Origin of the sequence: Coleofasciculus sp. LEGE 07092, from assembly GCF_015207375.1 — a bacterium.
Taxonomy (GTDB): Bacteria; Cyanobacteriota; Cyanobacteriia; order Cyanobacteriales; family Coleofasciculaceae; genus LEGE-07092.
The window spans coordinates 18,609-36,603 of sequence record NZ_JADEWY010000064.1 but is presented as its reverse complement, the minus strand read 5'-3'; the positions used below and the strand labels follow the sequence as shown (position 1 = coordinate 36,603).

Sequence of the window (17,995 nt, the reverse complement as noted above, 5' to 3'; positions counted from 1 at the left end):
GGTGTTACTCTTCTCCCCAGCCCCCCCGCATCTCAGCACCCCTTTATTTGTGTAGCAGAGAATCGCTAAACTACAAATGTTACTTAGCGTTAACACAATTAAAATGAGCGTAGTTAGCCAAGTTATTCTCAAAGCAGACGACCAACTTCGATATCCCAGTTCCGGTGAACTGACAAGTATAAAAGCGTTTTTGCAAACCGGCGAACAGCGGATGCGCATCGTTTCCACGCTAACGGAAAATGAAAAAAAGATCCGCGATGAAGCCAGCAAAAAGCTTTGGCAGAAACGTCCTGACTTCATTTCTCCAGGCGGCAATGCTTACGGTGAACGTCAGCGATCGCTGTGCTTGCGCGATTACGGCTGGTACTTGCGGCTGATTACTTACGGTGTTTTAGCAGGTGATAAGGAACCGATTGAAAAAATCGGTTTGATTGGGGTCAAAGAAATGTACAATTCCCTCGGTGTCCCCGTGGCTGGAATGGCAGAGGCAATCCGTTGCCTAAAAGAGGCTTCGCTTTCGTTGCTGAGTCAGGACGATGCCAAGGCAGCGGCTCCTTACTTCGATTACATTATTCAAGCCATGTCTTGATTGTTGGGGTAAGCCTATTTTCCTGCTTGGTCATCAGCCATTAGTCATTCCGTCCTCTGATGAGTGACTAATGATTGATGACCAATAGTTATACGAAAAACCGACAGTCTCTAGGGGAGAACCTGTCGGCTATTTGTATGTTCCCTATTGATGACTCGGCTAGAGTTCAGTCTTCCCCTAGTATGCTTTGAGTCGCTACTGTTCGATTGCGATCTCGATCAGCTAATTGTTGTGAATGTGATCATAGTCAACAGAGTCTCTAAGATAAATCTAGGTGTCTTCTTCTAGATTCAGAGCCATGGGAGCAAGGCAGAAGCAACAGCGATCGCAGGACTAATCCTCTTTTGGTATAAATGTCACTTAGGGCATCTGCATACCTGTGTAGTACCTTTCAGGAAGTCACCTGATTGCATTGATGATGTTTTTTGTCAAGAAACTGCCTTGGACTTCACTGTTACTCCTTTTATTCACCAATAGCGTCTTTGGTTGGCTGATTGCTGCCTCAGAGTGGATGTCTAAAACGGATCGACCCTGGCTGTTCTGGCTGATGGGAGCAGGGTATGTCGTATTAATTGCTTTAGCCCTGACAGCACCCCTGACGCTGCTGCAAACCGTTTACGGCAGTTGGATCAAATCAGATACCCGAGCATTTATGTCAGTGATTATAGGCGCTTTTTTGGCTGTACTCATCCTCTGCTGGATTAATGTTTTCATCCGTATTTTGGTGCTACTGTCAGCCGGTGCGCTAGCGCGGTTAGACTTACAAGTAGCAGGTTATAAGGAATGGCAAGCCTTTGTAATTCTAGCTGTCTTTTCTTTGACGGGTTTTGGTCTGGGTATAGCAGGTCAACAGGGATTTATGTCAAATTAGTCAGTTCTGACCTAGCTAAGTCTGCTAATTTGGTTAAGTTAATGAATGTTAAATACCCCTTGGTATGATGTCGCTAGTCGTTCAAAAATTTGGTGGTACTTCTGTTGGGTCAGTCGAACGTATTCAATCCGTTGCCCAGCGGGTCATCAAAGCCGTTAAAAATGGTAATTCTCTAGTCGTCGTCGTTTCGGCGATGGGTAAGACGACGGATGGTTTGGTGAAACTAGCCAGCGCAATTTCTGACAACCCCAATCGGCGGGAAATGGATATGTTGTTGTCCACAGGTGAACAAGTTTCCATTGCCCTGCTATCGATGGCGCTACAGGAATTAGGACAGCCCGCTATTTCTCTGACAGGTGCTCAGGTTGGCATTGTCACAGAAGCGCACCACAGTCGGGCGAGGATTCTCAATATCCAAACCGAGCGGATTTTGAGACATCTAGAAGAGGGTAAAGTTGTCGTTGTGGCTGGGTTTCAAGGCATCAGCAGCACCAGTGAGTGGGAAATTACGACCTTGGGACGTGGGGGTTCAGATACCTCAGCAGTGGCGTTGGCAGCATCCTTAGGAGCGTCTCGCTGTGAAATCTATACAGATGTACCGGGAATTTTGACGGCTGATCCCCGCGTGGTTCCTGATGCCCAGCTCATGGACGAAATTACCGCTGATGAAATGCTGGAATTGGCTAGCTTGGGGGCAAAGGTGCTGCATCCCCGTGCTGTGGAAATTGCTCGAAACTATGGGATGCCTTTGGTTGTGCTATCGAGTTGGACAGATGATCCTGGTACAAAAGTCGTCTCCCCGACGCCTCAACCCCGTTCCCTAGAAGGTCTGGAAATTGCCCGCCCCGTGGATGCTGTAGAATTTGACACTGATCAGGCGAAAGTGGCACTATTGCGAGTGCCAGACCATCCTGGTATAGCAGCGCGGTTGTTTGGGGAAATTTCTGATCGCAACTTGGATGTAGATTTGATCATCCAGTCCATTCATGAGGGAAATACCAACGATATTGCCTTTACCGTCAGCAAAGGCATTCTCAAACGAGCAGAAGCTGTGGCAGAAGCAATTGCTCCCGTCTTGCGCAGCGATGCCAACGCTAATTCTGACGAAGCCGAGGTTATGGTTGAGCGCGATATCGCCAAAATCTCGATAGCGGGTGCTGGAATGATTGGACACCCTGGAATTGCAGCACAGATGTTCTCGACGTTGGCGAATGCCGGAATCAATATTCAGATGATTTCCACCTCAGAGGTGAAAGTTAGCTGTGTCATTGGTGCGGCTGAGTGCGATCGCGCGATCGCTGCTCTCTGTGAAGTCTTCAAAATCAACAGTTCCCCAGCCCGACTGCCCGTTTTAGCTGAGACAGAAAGACAAGAAGACGAGTTATCCTCTTCTACGTCCCATCCTCCGGTGCGGGGTGTTGCCCTCGATCTCAACCAAGCTCGTCTGGCAATTCGTTACATTCGGGATCGTCCCGGCATGGCAGCAAAGATTTTCGGGCTTTTGGCAGAGCAGGCTATTAGCGTCGATACGATCATCCAGTCCCAACGCTGTCGAGTTATTAATGGTACACCTACCCGCGATATTGCGTTCACTGTGTCCCAAGCTGACGCGGAAATTGCCCGGAAGACGTTACAAGAAGCAACCCCTTTTCTAGGGAATGATGGGATTCTCGTTGATTCTAATATTGCTAAAGTTAGTATCGTTGGTGCTGGAATGGTCGGACAACCTGGTGTGGCAGCGCGGATGTTTGATGCCCTAGCCCAACAGGAAATTAACATTCAAATGATTACCACTTCCGAAATTAAAGTTAGCTGTGTTGTGGCTCAGGAAGATGGGGTAACAGCGTTGCAAGCCATTCACAAAGCGTTTGGTTTGGCTGGAAGCCAGAAAATCCAGGTTCCAGCTTAAGCCCTGATCTAGAGACGTTGGATGCAACATCTCTATAAATTAAAAAGGTGGGTCTGAACTTGGATTGGGTATGATTCCCATTTCCCCAAAATGTCTCAAAAAACCCTAAAATCCCGTCTCGACCGCTTCATCCACTCTCCTCCAACAGAATTCCTGCTGATCCTGTTAATTCTGCTTTCGGTCATTTTGGTGATTGCCGAAGTTGCTCTTGAAAATAGGGGTCAATATTACCAACAGGTTTACCTCGCCCAAAACCTACTCACGGGCATTTTTATTCTAGAGCTGACGATTCGCTATTACACGGCATACAACAAGCAACGTTTCTTCCGGCATTACTGGCTTGACATTATTGCCGTGATGCCCTTGTTTAGACCCTTTCGCCTGTTGCGAGTATTGCGAATTTTACGGTTGCTAAGGGTGGGAATTTTGTTAAACCGCAACCTGAACCGCGTCTATTCTACTGTGGCAGTTAGTCTGGGCGTTCAGATTGGGGTTTTTCTGATTGTTGGCTTGATCGTTCTGGTGGGCGCACTTAGTATTCACCTACTGGAAGGGCGTCAAAATGAAGATTTTAAGTCAGTGAAAGATTCTCTCTGGTGGAGCTTTTTCACCCTCGTATCAGGAGAGCCAATTGGCGGCGAACCTCAAACTGATGTTGGACGTTTGGTTACACTCATGGTTGTCCTGGGTGGATTGACAATGTTTGCGGTGTTTACCGGGGTTGTCTCTGCCGTCATGATTCAAAGACTGAGAACGGTGATGGAAGTTAAATACTGGGAACTCGATGAACTGCGCGACCATATCGTTATTTGCGGCTGGAACCGCAGCGGACATCTACTCATAGAGGAGATCCAAGCTGATCCAGGACTAAAACATTATCTGATTGTCATTGTTGCTGAATTTATCCAAACACCAGAACGAGAACTCAAACGTGTCAATCTTTCCCAAGTTTATTTCTACAGTGGGGACTACACTACCATCGACGTACTGGAAATGGTGGGAATTCATCACGCTTCGCGGGCTATCCTACTCGCTGATGCCATCCATCCCCGCAGTGACCAAGATCGAGATGCTAGGACGGTTTTAGCGGCGTTGACGATTGAAAAACTCCGTCCAGGTATTTACACCTGTGCGCAACTCCTAGACGGCAAAAACAATGCCCAACTTCGAGTTGCGGGAGTTGAAGATGTGATTGTGGCGGATGAACTGGCAAGTCACTTGATTGCCACCTCAGTTCGGAACTGGGGTTCGGTGGATATACTGTCAGAATTGCTTACTGTACAGAGGGGCAACCAAATTTACAAGATTTCTGTACCGCAGCAGTGGGTTGGCATATCGTTTTGGGAAAGTGGGCAATGGTTGAAAGAGGAGTTTGATAGTATTGCGATCGCTGTGGAACGACAAATTGATGGAAGTCGGGAAACCCTCATCAACCCTCCCAAAAAGGAACTCCTCATGTCCGGGGATCGGCTTGTGGTGATTGCTCGCCGCCTACCGAACATTGGCAAAGCGATCGCTTTCCAATCTAAAAAGCGACGAAAATCCAATCAAAACAGTGATAGTAAAGACACAATATAGCGTTTTTCTATCTGGTGAGGTACACCCTGATGAAAGTAGGGAGTAGGGAGTGGAGAGTAGGACTCTACCTCATGTCAGTAAGAACCGCTATATATCGCGTTTCTAGGCGATGGCTGCTGGAAAAATTTGTACCGATGAGGTCGCTACCGACAACCTAACCCGAGTTCCTATGGGTAACTGAGTACTTAGGGTCGTGCGAGCATGGAGCCTTTTGCCAGAAGGAGTTTGTAAGCAGTAGCGGTACTCGCGACCCAAGAAATGTCGGTCTTGAATCACCACAGGTGCATTATCATCAGGTTTTAAAATCACACTTTCTTCCCGCAGCATTAACTCACCAGCCTCGGGAAGTACTTTATCCTGAATGTGAACAGGGATGGGAAAGCTCTCCCCAGCTCCCCAGCTCCCACGCTCCCCTGTTTCCTGGTTGCCTAGTTCCGATCTCGATACTTCAAAAGAACCCACTTCCGTTTCCCAATGCAGTCCCTGGCGACGAGCGGGTAGAAAGTTAGCCTGAGTAACAAATTCTGCCACAAAGCGAGATGCTGGATAAGCGTAGATTTCTTCGGGTGTTCCCAACTGTTCCAAACGCCCGGAGCGCATAACGCCAACTCGGTCAGAAATGGAAAGGGCTTCTTCTCTATCGTGAGTGACAAAAATTGCTGAGGTGCCAGTTTCTTTTAGAATTGATCGCACTTCTTGGCGCAACCGCAAGCGCACTTGCACATCTAGATTGCTCAAGGGTTCATCCAACAGAATCAGTTCGGGGCGTGGTGCTAGGGCACGGGCGAGGGCAACCCGTTGCTGTTGACCGCCTGACAGTTCGTGAGGATAGCGTTTTTCTAACCCTGATAATCCCACCAAGGCGATCGCTTCTGCGGTGCTTTTCTTAACAAAGAGTCTATTATTTTTGCTCCGGCGGTTTTTTAACCCAAATGCGACATTCTCTGCCACTGTCAGGTGAGGAAAGAGAGCGTAGTCTTGAAACACCATACCCGTATTCCGCTGCTCTGGCGGCACCCAACCCCCCGAACCCGCAACCAAGCGTCCCGCTAACTCTACAGTTCCAGAGTCGGGGCGCTCAAAGCCTGCCACAATCCGCAACAGCGTGGTTTTGCCGCAGCCCGATGGACCGAGCAATCCTAGCAACTCTCCTTGGCGCAGCATGAGTGTGACGTGGGCAACGGCTGGGCAAGTAACGGCTTCGTACTGCTTGGTGATGTTCTCTAAATGCAGAATTGCTGGTTGTTTCATCAGAGTTTTGAGATTTCGAGACTTGACAATTGAGGCTAGCCGAACATTCTACGCTGCTATTTTTGCCGACTGCACCAGTCAGCGATCAATAGACGCATTGCGTACCCCGGCAGGTAGAACTGCCCGTTTAGGACTGAGTGTTAGATACGGTGCTAGTTTTAGTTTTAGATGTTGTTTAGCGATCGCTTTTACCAGGAAGCTGCCAGCAGCATTCTAGCCAAGATGCTAGATTGTGGCGCGGCACAGTTAGCTGTCTGACGACACTCCAAAGTTGAATCGCGGCAGCTACGTCATCAATTTGTGCAATTAGCGGCTGGTTAGTTCCACACCGACTCTGAATCGATAGTTCTTGCAGGCGGCGGTATACTTGCCACCGATCTGCTTGATTAACTTCAATGACTTGACCGACTTTTAGGTTGGAACTGGGTGAACTCATTTTCCTTCAAAATGCAATATTTTATCATTAGTGTCAACAGCATAGTCTTAAAGATTTGCTGAAGACCTTTAGGATAGGAAGTTTTTTCACGATTCAACTCTCCTACACTAGTCTAGAATAGACGGAACTCAAACGCTAACCTTTCTCAATTAAAAAGCGTTAAAGGGAATTCCTAGGTTGTAAATGTAATATACAAATACTACATAACTATAATCACTTACACCAATCTTCATCAGCCGTAACCCTCACCCGCCGAGCCTCAAACAACAGATTAATGCTTCTCAGACGGCTGCTTATGGCACACGACGGCTGTTTCCTGAGTAGAAGAAGGCTTTAAATTTGCACTCTTAACCCCCAGTTAATAAGAGAGGCTCTAGGTTTATCCTCCTAGAGCCTCTCTTCGTACTAAAATTTCAACCTACAGTGAATGGTGCAAGATCTCAGTTATAGAATTTCCTAGCGTTGTGAGGTACATTGAGTTTTTTACCCACTCCCGGTGGACTGACGCTCACGGCGGCAGCCTACTCCCTTCGTTGAAGACTCCCCGCGCTAGGAGTTTGTCCACAGTGTCGGAATCCGGCTTTTTACCCAAGCAAATTCTTGTCTAAGAAATCGAGAGGAGCGACCCTTCATGATAGGGGCTTGCGTTTCACCCCCTCAAACTCCCCCTATTTTCCGGTCAAATTTAAATCGGAACTTCTTACTACCTTTGACTACTCTTGAGGCTTATCCTCTGTGGGAAGATTAACGTCAACATCGGGAACATTAATTGTCTTTTCTTCTTGGGTGACTTCCACTTCAGGAACGGTGACATCTTTTTCTTCCGTTCCTACCTCAACCTCTGGACCATCAACGTCGTACTCTGGTAATTTACCAGGGTCTACATTAACATCAACATCTGGGGCTTCGCCGGCTTCTTCTTGCTGAACACGACAACCTGCTGAGACAACAAGAAGCGCAGCAAGGGGAAGCAAGAGAACTTGCCGTATTCGTATTAAGGAAAACATAAGCTTTTTGGCTAGACTACTTTATCTTGTTGCTGGGGCATTCACACTAAAGAAGACCCCTTGAAACAAAGACAACCTCTATTATAGGAATAAGAGTCAAGTTATGCTTATTCCTTTAGGCATAAAAAGGAAGGAATCTCTAGTAAACTTGCAATAATTGTAGGCGTTCCTGCATAAATAAAAGCGCGATTGAGTCCCACCACTTCAGCCCCTTAGCTTAATTCACCAATTTTGGTTTGACAGACGCTGACAACCAGTAAATTTGTGGTCTTGGTTAAATCTAATCCGTAAACTTTATGGACTTCTAAACGCCCATATTTTCAGGATCTCCGGCTAAACTGATGGGGCTGAATAGGTTAAAATTCCGTGAACGGATCAGCACACTTAATACACGATACAACTCATTCCCTGGATTGAAAATATCAAATAGTTTAGATACAGCGTACTGAATAATTTCTCCTACCCTAACTATGCTGATACTGGCATGGTTAATAATGAGAATGCCCTCAGTGACAGCCCCCTCTTTCCGTCGTTATCCGAAAGACTATTCACCACCCCATAGTAATGGTCACTTACATCGGTGTACTCAAAAATTGAAGAGAAATATCAGCGCCTGCGCAAAGAGCTGATTGGTGGAGTACTATCCCTGTTAGGAGTCGCCCTCATTGGGACGTTATGGTACAAGCTAGTAGAAGGCTGGTCATGGTCGGATGCCGCCTACATGACAGTCATTACTCTAGCGACGGTTGGCTATTCAGAAACAAACCCCCTCGGCGATCGCGGACGCCTATTCACCATCTCCCTGATTTTGATGGGTGTTATTGTGATCGCTTATATCGTCAATCGATTTACAGAAGCCTTAATTCAGGGCTATTTTCAACAAGGAATTCGATTGAGGCAACGACAGCGCTTGATAGATTCGTTAACGAACCACTACATTCTTTGCGGTTTTGGACGCACAGGGCATCAGGTAGCACTAGAATTTTTAGCCGAAGGTATCCCCTTTGTGCTGATAGACTCTCAGCTAGATCCAGTCACAGAAGCCCAGGCGTTAGGGTATGTGGCGATGCAAGGGGATGCAACCTTAGATGATACGCTCCTGAAAGTGGGAATCGAACGGGCAATTTGCCTAGTAGCAGCCCTACCCTCTGATGCCGAAAATCTCTATACCGTACTCTCAGCAAAAACCCTCAACCCAACAATCCGCGCGATCGCTCGTGCCAGTTCCCAAGAAGCCCTGCAAAAACTCCAACGTGCTGGTGCAGATGCCGTTGTTTCTCCCTACATCACAGGGGGGAAGCGCATGGCATCGGCTGCCCTCCGACCCGAAGTTATGGACTTTGTAGATGGAATTCTGACCGGTGCTGATCGCTCATTTTATATGGAAGAGTTCCTTGTTGACCCCCAAACCTGTCCCCTAGTCGGACAAACACTCAGACAAGCCCGATTGCGATCGCAAACCGGTGCTTTAGTACTCGCCATTCGCCGTGCTGATGGTAATCTGATTGCTGGACCCGATGGCAACACCCCATTACTGCCAGGAGATTTGCTCATCTGCATGGGAACCGCCGAGCAAATCCGCCTACTCAACCGCACCCTCAGTCCCCTTCGCTCTCACTTACCCCGTAGACCTAAGCATAGTTGATTGGCGATCGCTCAAATATTCAGTAATCCGGAACAACTTCTGTCAAATCAAAATCTATACCTGGGGGAGAATCAGCTTATTCCCCTCTAGGGTCTATGCTAAGTTACCATAGCTCCCACGATTTCTATCGGTGACAGCAGTAACACAATTTTACTAACCTTAACCCTTAATTATATCAAGTTTATTGATTACCCACTAGCACCGAAGGGGAGAAAGGGAAGAAGTTTTTATGATAGATGATTAGCGGATTCGACATCATCTCCAGATACTAAAAAGGACAATGACCAACGCTCCCAATCCCGGTAACGAACCCGAGCAAAATTCAACTCCTCAACCCGAATCCCCTACTCCCAGAGGTTCTTGGCGACAGCGCTTATTCATCGCTTTCGGTGTTGTTTTGCTGCTAGGAACCGCCGGAGGCATTACCGGGGCATGGATTTTCATTCAGCGTATGCTCGCACCGATGGTAGAGAGAAACCTCACACAACTCCTCAATCGTCCGGTGGAAATGGGAGATGTACAACGCTTCTCTCTCAATAGTCTGCGCTTTGATAGCGCCGCCTTGCCAGCAACACCCACAGACCCCGACCACGCCTCAGTAGAAGCGGTGGAAGTCCAATACAACCCACTCCAACTCCTCCTAAACCGCAGGCTAGAGCTACAAGTTACGCTAATCGAGCCAGATGCCTACATTGAACAGGCAGCCGATGGTCGCTGGGTTAACCTCGAACTTAAGACGGGAGAACCCGGACCAATTAAGATAGAACTGCAAGGGCTGGGGGTACGGAATGCCGATGTAGTGCTAGTACCCAGGTCAAACGAGGGAAAAGTGCAACCCGCCGTAACCGTTGAGATTCCTCGCGGCAGCAGTCAATTTTTGCAAGATAACGAACTGATTCGCTTCCAGTTGCAAGGTCAAATAGCCAGTGGAGGTAAATTTGAACTACAGGGATCGCACTTCTACCCAACTAGCGAAACTAACTTGCAAGTCACTGGGCAAAACGTGGCGGCTAAACCTCTCGGGAGTCTACTTCCCTTACCCCTCAACCTACAAGCGGGTCAAGTGGGTGGCGATTTAGAGATAAAACTCCAGCCCGAACAACCCCTACAGTTGCGGGGAAATGCCACCTTAGACGACGTAACTGCACAAGTTCCCCAACTGCCACAACCCTTTTTTAACACCAACGGTCGGCTCCGCTTTAAAGGCACAACCATTGGCTTAGAAGAGGTCAACACCCGCTTCGGTCAAATTCCTGCTGAAGCCAACGGGTTCATCGATTTACAGGACGGGTTCAACCTAACAGCGCAAACCCAATCTGTTCAGATCAAGCAGGTTTTACAGACCTTTAATATAAAAAGCGTTCCTGTTCCTTTGGGGGGAGAAGTGAAAACTGCCCTAAAAGTGACCGGACCTTTGACTCAACCCGTTGTTGTCGGAGAGGCAGTTACCACCAAACCCAGTCGCATCGATCAAATCACCTTCCGCACCATCAGAACTGACTTCAAGCTCGATACACCCGCCGAACCTGAAGAGGCTGCACTCCTAACCGTTAGCAACTTGCGAGCCTTCCCCACTATTGGGGGGATAGTCACAGGGCAGGGAAACATCCAACTCGGTGAGCAAGGAGGCGTGCGATTCAACCTGCAAGCGAATAAAGTTCCAGCCGCTGTCCTTGCTAAAGCTTACGGAACAACACTACCCGTTCCCGTCGGTTCCGCCGCCGCTAACATCCAGATTTTCGCTCCCCTCGACAAGCCCCAAAACTTCCGTGCCACGGGAACTGCTCGTGTTGGCGTTGCAGGTGGCACTGTTATTGCCACAAACCTACAGGTTATCAACAACCGACTGACCGCCCAGCTACGAGCACGCGGGATAGAACTGGCACGCCTTGCCGATGTACCCCCTCAATTTAGCGGTTCCCTGACAGGTGAGTTTGCTGTTTCGACCCCTTTGGATAACTTTACCTTGCCAGGGATTAGAGGGAGTGGTTCGGGACGCATAAACTTGGCGGGGGGGACGGTTGTGGCAGAAAACCTGCAACTTTCCCAAGGTCGCTGGCGGACTGATGTCACAGCCAATCGTGTCCAGATTGGGCGTTTGTTTCCTCAAATTCCAGAACCCCTGCAAGAACCCATCAACGCCACATTTGCCCTGTCCGGTTCCCTGGAAGACTTGTCAGTTGCGGGAATTCGTGGTATGGGAAATGCTACCCTAACAGCAGCAGGGGGTCGGGTTACTTTATCAGAGGTGGACTTAAAAGAGGGTCGTTGGCAGGCACGAGTACAAGCCACTAGCATTCAGCTTGGACAGTTAGTACCCCAACTCCCTCCCCAATTACAATCTCCGTTCACGGGTACTTTCTTGGTTTCCGGTTCTCTAGAGGAGTTTTCCCCTTCGACAATCAACGTATCTGGTAGCGGACGCTTGAATGTGGGTGGGGGAACGGTTCGGATATCAGAGGTGGACGTACAAGCCGGTCGCTGGCAAGCAATAGTTGCGGCAGAAAGCGTCCGGTTAGCAGGTTTAGCTCCCCAACTCCCACCGCAATTCGCTGGAGCCTTAACCGGAGCTTTTAATCTGTCAGGTAGTTTAGAGGAGTTAGCGCTTTCGACGATTAGGGGCAGGGGCAATGGGCGACTGAATCTAGCAGGGGGTACGATTAGAGCGTCAGACATACAACTGGCATCAGGACGCTGGCAGGCGGATGTGCAGGCGAGTAGTGTCCAGCTTGGAAATTTACTGCCTCAGTTGCCGGAGCAATTTGCCGGAGCTTTCACCGGCTCCTTTGATTTGGCTGGAGGTTTAGATCAAGTGGCTCTTAATCAGATTCAAGCACAAGGTCAGGGAATTTTAGCTGTAGCGGGGGGAACCGTTACTGCTACAAATCTACAGTTAAGTAACGGTAATTTACAGGCAATGCTGCTACCCCAAGGCATTGAATTGGGGCGTTTTGGGGAGCAGTTGCAGGGAACCCTAAGGGGTAAGGTAGATTTGGCTGTCAACTTGGACACCCTTACACCTGAAGCGATCGCGCGATCGCTGCGAGCCGACGGTCAGCTAACCTTTAGTGAAGGACTTTCCATCATTGACCGTCCCCTAAAAACTGCGTTTCAGTGGACAGGGCAAGGGATACAAATTCAAAACGCTACCGCTGAGGGACTTTCCGCCAGTGGCTTTGTTGAAGTCAACCCAGCACAGTTTGATCAGGGACTTTTAGCTGCCGTTGATAATTTGAATTTGGATGTGGCAGCAACTGACCTAAATTTAGAGCAACTCTCGGCGTTTCTGCCAGCGGCGGCGGCTGATGTGGATGTCGTGGGTTTAGCTGATTTTGAGGGGACGATTGCGGGTACAGTTACTAACCCTAGAGTTCAGGGCGACTTAGCACTCGCAGATTTTATCGTTAGTGGTTTGGCGTTTGAACCGTTACTCATCGGTTTTGTGAGTACGGTGCCAGGGCAAGGGGTGGAACTTAATCTGCAAGGGAATAATGATCGCATTGAAGTAGCACTCGGAGCAGACTACCAACCCGTTTCCTTTGATATTCAACGGGGCGAAGCGATCGCTACAGGCACCCGTGAGGGGGATATACTGCAAGTGAACGCGCAGAATATTCCAATTTCTTTAATTAGAGATATAGCGCCTGTCCCCGTAGCATTTGCGAATCAACCCCTGGTTGGAAATATCTCTGGAGATTTAGCCATCAATCTGAATACCTTCGATGTTGCCTTGAACCGGGTAGAGCTTGCAGGTCCTATTTTTGGCGATCGGTTGGGGAATGAAGTCGAACTGGCTGAAAATCGGTATGTGTTATCGGGTAATATCGTCCAAACTCCCAGTGGTCCTCAATTCCAGGGAGAGCTGAACATTGAGGAAGGGCAACTTGAAACCTTAGTTGCTGCCTTGCAAATAGTCAACCTAACTGACGTAAGTCCAACCTTCAATGCTCCTTTAGACATCGCTGCGGTAGGAATGCCAGAGGGTAAACTGCAAAGCCAACTGCGCCGCTTCTCGGAAATTGAAGCCCTCTTAGAACGACAGCAGCAACAGGAGGAACAAGCCTCTGGCTTACCGGACTTAGAGGAACTCGACGGCACCTTTAGTGGCACGGTTGAATTGAGCGGCTCCTTGGCATCTGGCATTAATGCTGCATTTGACATCCGGGGAGAAGACTGGGAATGGGATACCTTTGAGGTGAACCAGGCGCTGATCCAAGGCACCTATCAAAATGGTGTGCTGACTCTCCTGCCGGTGCGCCTGCAATCAGGAGAGAGCTTTGCCATCTTCTCTGGCACCCTTGGTGGCGAAACCCCATCGGGTCAGTTACGGTTGGAGAACATCCCCATTGCTTCAATTCGAGATGTGGTGAATTTGCCACCTGCAATTGGCTTTACCGGCAGCCTTGATGCTACTGCCCTTCTTTCTGGTAGTATTGCCAATCCGCAAGTGAGAGGGGCAGTCACTGTGACAGACGCCACCCTCAACCAAGAGCAAATTGAATCCATTGAGAGCAGTTTCAGTTACAACAACGCCCGCCTCAACTTTTCAGCCGAAAGTCTTCCCGCCCCCGGTGCCAAACCCTTACTAACGGCGGCGGGTAGCATCCCCTACCAGCTACCTTATCCTGAAGCCGTTGCACCAGAAAGTGACCAACTCACCCTCGATATCAATGTTGAAGATGAGGGACTGGCACTACTCAACATACTCACCCGTCAGCAAGTTGCCTGGGAAGGTGGTATGGGGAATGTGAACTTGGTGATTGAAGGCACTTTTGACCAAGAACAAGGTCGCCCCACAGACCTAATAGCTCAGGGATTTGCCACGGTTCAGAATGCTACCATTGCGTCTCAAGTTCTACCCGAACCGCTTACGGATGTTACTGGCGAAATCGAGTTTAATTTTAACCAAGTTGATGTGAAAAACTTGATCGGTAATTTCGGTGGCGGTCAAATTGTGGCGTCGGGAACGATTCCTATTTACCAACGTGCCCCTCAGGAAAATCCTCTGACGGTGAATATTGGCGAACTGGCACTCAATTTAAAAGGGCTTTACAAAGGTCAGCTTCAAGAAAGTCAAGTAGTGCTGACGGGTACAGTTCTGAATCCGGTCATTGGCGGTGAAATTAACTTAGTGAATGGAGTTGTGCCGCTACCGGATCAAGGCAGTGGTGCAGCAACAGGTGCAGGGGTTGCAGGAGGGGGTGGTGGTGAGTCTGGCATCCCCATTGAGTTTAATGACTTAGAAATCGAACTGGTTAGAAACGTTGAAATTAGGAAGGCTCCGATTTTGAATTTTCTCGCACAAGGGGCGCTAACTCTGAACGGTTCTCTGGATAACTTGCAACCTCAAGGTGAGATTGAATTACGGCGCGGTCAGGTGAATCTCTTTACTACCCAATTCCGGTTGGCACGGGGTTATGAAAATACTGCCGTATTTACTCCCAGTCAAGGACTAGACCCTTATTTAGATGTACGTTTGGTTGCATCGGTTGCTGAAGCCTCCCAACGGCGACTGGCAAAAGGTCCTGAGTCTGCTGAGATTATCGATGCCCCAGACTTCGGTGTCGGTCGGGTGCAAACGGTTCGCATTGTGGCAAATGTTGAAGGACCGGCTAGCGAACTAACAGATCAGTTGGAACTAACCAGCACTCCCGCCCGTAGCGAAGCGGAAATTGTGGCACTTTTGGGCGGCAGTTTTGTGGATACCTTGGGTCGGGGAGATACGACCCTGGGTTTAGCGAACCTTGCCGGGTCAGCGCTACTGGGTAATGTCAGCAATATCATCGGTGACGCTTTGGGATTGGCGGAGTTTCGCTTGTTCCCTACCCTCACGACCGATGACGAACGGCGCACTTCCACCCTAGGGGTGGCTGCGGAAGCTGGGGTCGATATTACCGACAATATCTCAGTTTCAGTGTTGAAAGATATAACTGTAGACGATTCTCCCCAATTGGGTCTGCGCTATCGGCTCAACGATAATGTTTTGCTACGGGGTAGTACAGATTTTTCTGGGGAGAGTAGATTGCTGATTGAGTATGAAAATCGCTTTTAGGTAGAAGTGGGGGAGATGGGGGGATGAGTAAAACCTCAAAAGTCTCCTTGTCTACACCCCACACCCTACCCCTACTAGGCTGCATTTTACCCAATCGAGACGTTATCGCTTCCGTCCCACAGCAATAGCCATCGAACCGCAAACCACTAAAACAGCACCCAACAGTCCCAAGACTGTCCAGTGTTCGGGTGCAATCAGAGTAGGAACAAAGCGGGAAGCAATCCAAACTGAACTTAATGTCACTAAAGGTGTTAGCGCTAGGACGGCGCTGACTTGGGATGCTTCCCAATGTTCCAAAGCTTCTGCAAAAGCTCCGTAGGCAATTAGGGTATTCAAACCGCAAAATAGCAATAAACTCAGGTGTAAAGGACTCAAGGTGAGAATAGGTTGCGGTGCCGCAATAGGAGTGAAGGAGATAGCACAGCCCCCATAAATTACCAGCATTATGGTTGTGGACGGTAATTTTTGCAAAAGCTGTTTCTGAGCAAGGGCATAAACTGCCCAAGTTGCTGCTGCTAAAACAATGATGCAATTACCTAGCAGATAAGTCGATGGTGTAGTGAGTACTATCTTGAGTTGCTCGTGAAAGAAGAGAGCTAACCCCACCGTCAGAATACCCAAACCTGACCATTGACGCAGAGTATAACGTTCTTTGAACACGGCTAAAGCTCCTAAACCCAGCAGAACTGGAGCCAATTGAATCAGTACTTGGGCATTGGTAGGGGAGGTCTGATCGAGTCCTTGCAGGTAAAGTAGATAATTTAGCCCCAAAAATACTGTAGCGATCGCTAACAGTTTTGGGGAAGCCGAACGCAGTTGTTGCAGTGAGGGAAGTTGCTGCCGTGCCGTTAAGTACAGAACCAGCAACCCAAACGCTATCAGAAAGCGACACCAAGTAAGTGTGTAGATATCGAGTACTTGGAGGGTTACAGTTAAACCCAAGGGCAGAATTCCCCACATGAAAACTGTCACTAGAGATAGCCCTAGCCCCAAGTGCCAACGACCAGAGGTTTGATGGAGTGGCATGAATTAAAATTAAAATTTCAAAAAGTGATTAAAAGAAATCTGGCATCCACGGTGAGGAACCGGAAAATAGCTGTGTTGCTCTTGAAAGTGCCTCTGTTGTAGCGTCTAAATGACCGATGAGTTGCAGTTGGTGAGGGGTAAATAACCCTGTGTAAAGAGAGGCTAAACCGCGTACATCCAAGCAGAATTCGCCCTTTCCTCCCTTGGTTACTTCACCGCGTCCCGCAGAAACGTTAAAGACAAAGTTGCTGTTATTTTGGGGAAACAAATCGTCTCGGACTTGTAAGTGCAATTCGGTGTCAATACTTAAAGGATACCCTCGTTTTTTGAGAGCTTTCGGCACGTCAATGATTCGCAGCATCCAGCGTTCTTGTTGGTGGATTTTAGCGGTTTGTTCGGGTAGCAATAGCGTTAAAGAATCCATTGGTGAACTAAACCAACGCACCCGACTTACCTGGGAGCGATGGTCAGCTAAGAATGTCCAAAACCGACGTGCTGCGGCTGGAGTTAGCACTACCCAATCCTTTATCCCTATCAGCAATCCTCCAGTTTCTTGACGTTGAGTAAAAATAACATAACCCTCTGGCTGATTTTCTGAACCGAGCAAATAGGCATAAATGGGCTGTTCATTCGATGATTCTACCACTCGTTTCCAGAGGGCTTGATGTCGAGCTAAGTTACCGTTGTTAAGTTGAGCCTGTTGGGAATACAGGTCTTGAAAGGCTTCGTAACCCACAGGCGTTATGCTTTGTATGGGGAGATGGCGGTCTTTAATCTGAATGCTCTGTGTTGATAATTCCCAACAACATCGGCTTCCCCCTTGTTCGTACCCGACTTTCCGATAGAGGACTTGAGTGGCTGCATAGAGTGTTGAAATTGGCACTCCGCGATCATATAGTTCTTGAAGAGTGCCTTTCATCAGTTCATAAGCCGCGCCTGTACCGCGAGACTCTGGTGCGATACCAACTGCCGCAATTCCTGCCATGGGTACGAGTTGACTACCATACCATTGCCCCATAAAGTAAATCGCCAAGCCACCAACGACTTGTCCTGCTTGGCGGATGCACCGGAAGTTGTCTTGACCGATACTTTCAAAGTAGGGTTGCCAATCGGTGAGCGAATCGCCAAAGCACTGAGACAGCAGTTTCCCAAGTTGTTGAGCGTCTTCTGGACTGGAGACGGTGCCATATTCGAGCTGAGAACTCATATCGATGTCGCACCCTTATAATACAATATGTTGTCTATTATACTACAAGTTGGTTCTGGAACAAGAGTGCTTTGCCTCAAATGCCTATCTAAGGTCTTAATAGTTTGATGTATCTAGGTTTGAGGGCAATTTTCAGATGTTTATCGACACCACTCGCCCAATCGCTGAAACCTTATATTTTCCTTTGAGTGGTGTCGATGCCTTACTGGGATAGGATTTGAGGTATGTGTTTGGAGCAATTTTTGGAAGGATGCATTATAATTTCAGTAGTGGTATCGATTTAGCGGCTGAAACCTTTACTGGGCAAGGGCTGCTAGACGAACTCCCTACCGATTGGGTTAAATCGGATTAGTTGGAAACGTGAAGGGATGTACTACCATAAGAAGGAGTAGTGGAACTCCCTACCGATTGGGTTAAATCGGAT

At 48.4% G+C, this 17,995-nt stretch carries 11 protein-coding genes; 6 read left to right on the top strand and 5 right to left on the bottom strand.

What is annotated here, in order from left to right; all coding sequences use genetic code 11:
• Positions 1 to 103 precede the first annotated feature (103 nt).
• The 4 genes from IQ257_RS16310 to IQ257_RS16295 all read left to right on the top strand — a co-directional run bounded on the left by IQ257_RS16310 (position 104) and on the right by IQ257_RS16295 (position 4,947).
• Positions 104 to 589 (top strand): allophycocyanin subunit alpha-B, encoded by a 486-nt coding sequence (locus tag IQ257_RS16310; RefSeq protein WP_193874000.1) that lies wholly within the window; start codon positions 104 to 106, stop codon positions 587 to 589.
• Positions 590 to 1,004: 415 nt separating this feature from the next.
• Positions 1,005 to 1,460, top strand: a complete 456-nt coding sequence (locus tag IQ257_RS16305; RefSeq protein WP_228060766.1) for a hypothetical protein — start codon at positions 1,005 to 1,007, stop codon at positions 1,458 to 1,460.
• Positions 1,461 to 1,527: 67 nt separating this feature from the next.
• Positions 1,528 to 3,369, top strand: coding sequence for an aspartate kinase (locus tag IQ257_RS16300; RefSeq protein ID WP_193874005.1), 1,842 nt, complete (start codon positions 1,528 to 1,530; stop codon positions 3,367 to 3,369).
• 90 nt (positions 3,370 to 3,459) lie between these two features.
• Positions 3,460 to 4,947 carry an ion transporter gene (locus IQ257_RS16295; RefSeq protein ID WP_193873999.1) on the top strand — a complete coding sequence of 496 codons (1,488 nt, stop codon included), beginning with the start codon at positions 3,460 to 3,462 and terminating at the stop codon, positions 4,945 to 4,947.
• Between the two features lie 102 nt (positions 4,948 to 5,049).
• Here the strand turns inward: IQ257_RS16295 and IQ257_RS16290 are convergent, their stop codons facing one another.
• The 3 genes from IQ257_RS16290 to IQ257_RS16275 all read right to left on the bottom strand — a co-directional run bounded on the left by IQ257_RS16290 (position 5,050) and on the right by IQ257_RS16275 (position 7,641).
• The gene (locus IQ257_RS16290) at positions 5,050 to 6,198 is read right to left on the bottom strand and encodes an ABC transporter ATP-binding protein (protein WP_193873998.1); all 1,149 of its coding nucleotides are present in this window, start codon (positions 6,196 to 6,198) and stop codon (positions 5,050 to 5,052) included.
• Positions 6,199 to 6,373: 175 nt separating this feature from the next.
• Positions 6,374 to 6,634: an Asr1405/Asl0597 family protein gene (locus tag IQ257_RS16285; RefSeq protein WP_193873997.1), complete on the bottom strand. Its 261-nt coding sequence runs from the start codon at positions 6,632 to 6,634 to the stop codon at positions 6,374 to 6,376.
• Between the two features lie 713 nt (positions 6,635 to 7,347).
• Entirely contained in the window at positions 7,348 to 7,641 is a 294-nt protein-coding gene (locus IQ257_RS16275) for a hypothetical protein (protein ID WP_228060765.1), read from the bottom strand.
• A gap of 580 nt (positions 7,642 to 8,221) precedes the next feature.
• Here IQ257_RS16275 and IQ257_RS16270 point away from each other — a divergent pair.
• Both IQ257_RS16270 and IQ257_RS16265 read left to right on the top strand, forming a co-directional pair.
• Complete coding sequence (locus IQ257_RS16270; RefSeq protein WP_193873996.1) at positions 8,222 to 9,286, top strand: potassium channel family protein; 1,065 nt, start codon at positions 8,222 to 8,224, stop codon at positions 9,284 to 9,286.
• A 280-nt stretch (positions 9,287 to 9,566) separates the two neighbouring features.
• A complete protein-coding gene (locus IQ257_RS16265) occupies positions 9,567 to 15,338 on the top strand; it encodes a translocation/assembly module TamB domain-containing protein (RefSeq protein WP_193873995.1) in 5,772 nt (1,923 codons plus the stop codon).
• A 102-nt stretch (positions 15,339 to 15,440) separates the two neighbouring features.
• On the opposite strand, the gene IQ257_RS16260 is transcribed toward IQ257_RS16265, so the two are convergent.
• A complete protein-coding gene (locus IQ257_RS16260) occupies positions 15,441 to 16,364 on the bottom strand; it encodes a DMT family transporter (protein WP_193873994.1) in 924 nt (307 codons plus the stop codon).
• Between the two features lie 28 nt (positions 16,365 to 16,392).
• Complete coding sequence (eis, locus tag IQ257_RS16255) at positions 16,393 to 17,571, bottom strand: GNAT family N-acetyltransferase (RefSeq protein WP_193873993.1); 1,179 nt, start codon at positions 17,569 to 17,571, stop codon at positions 16,393 to 16,395.
• Positions 17,572 to 17,995 lie beyond the last annotated feature (424 nt).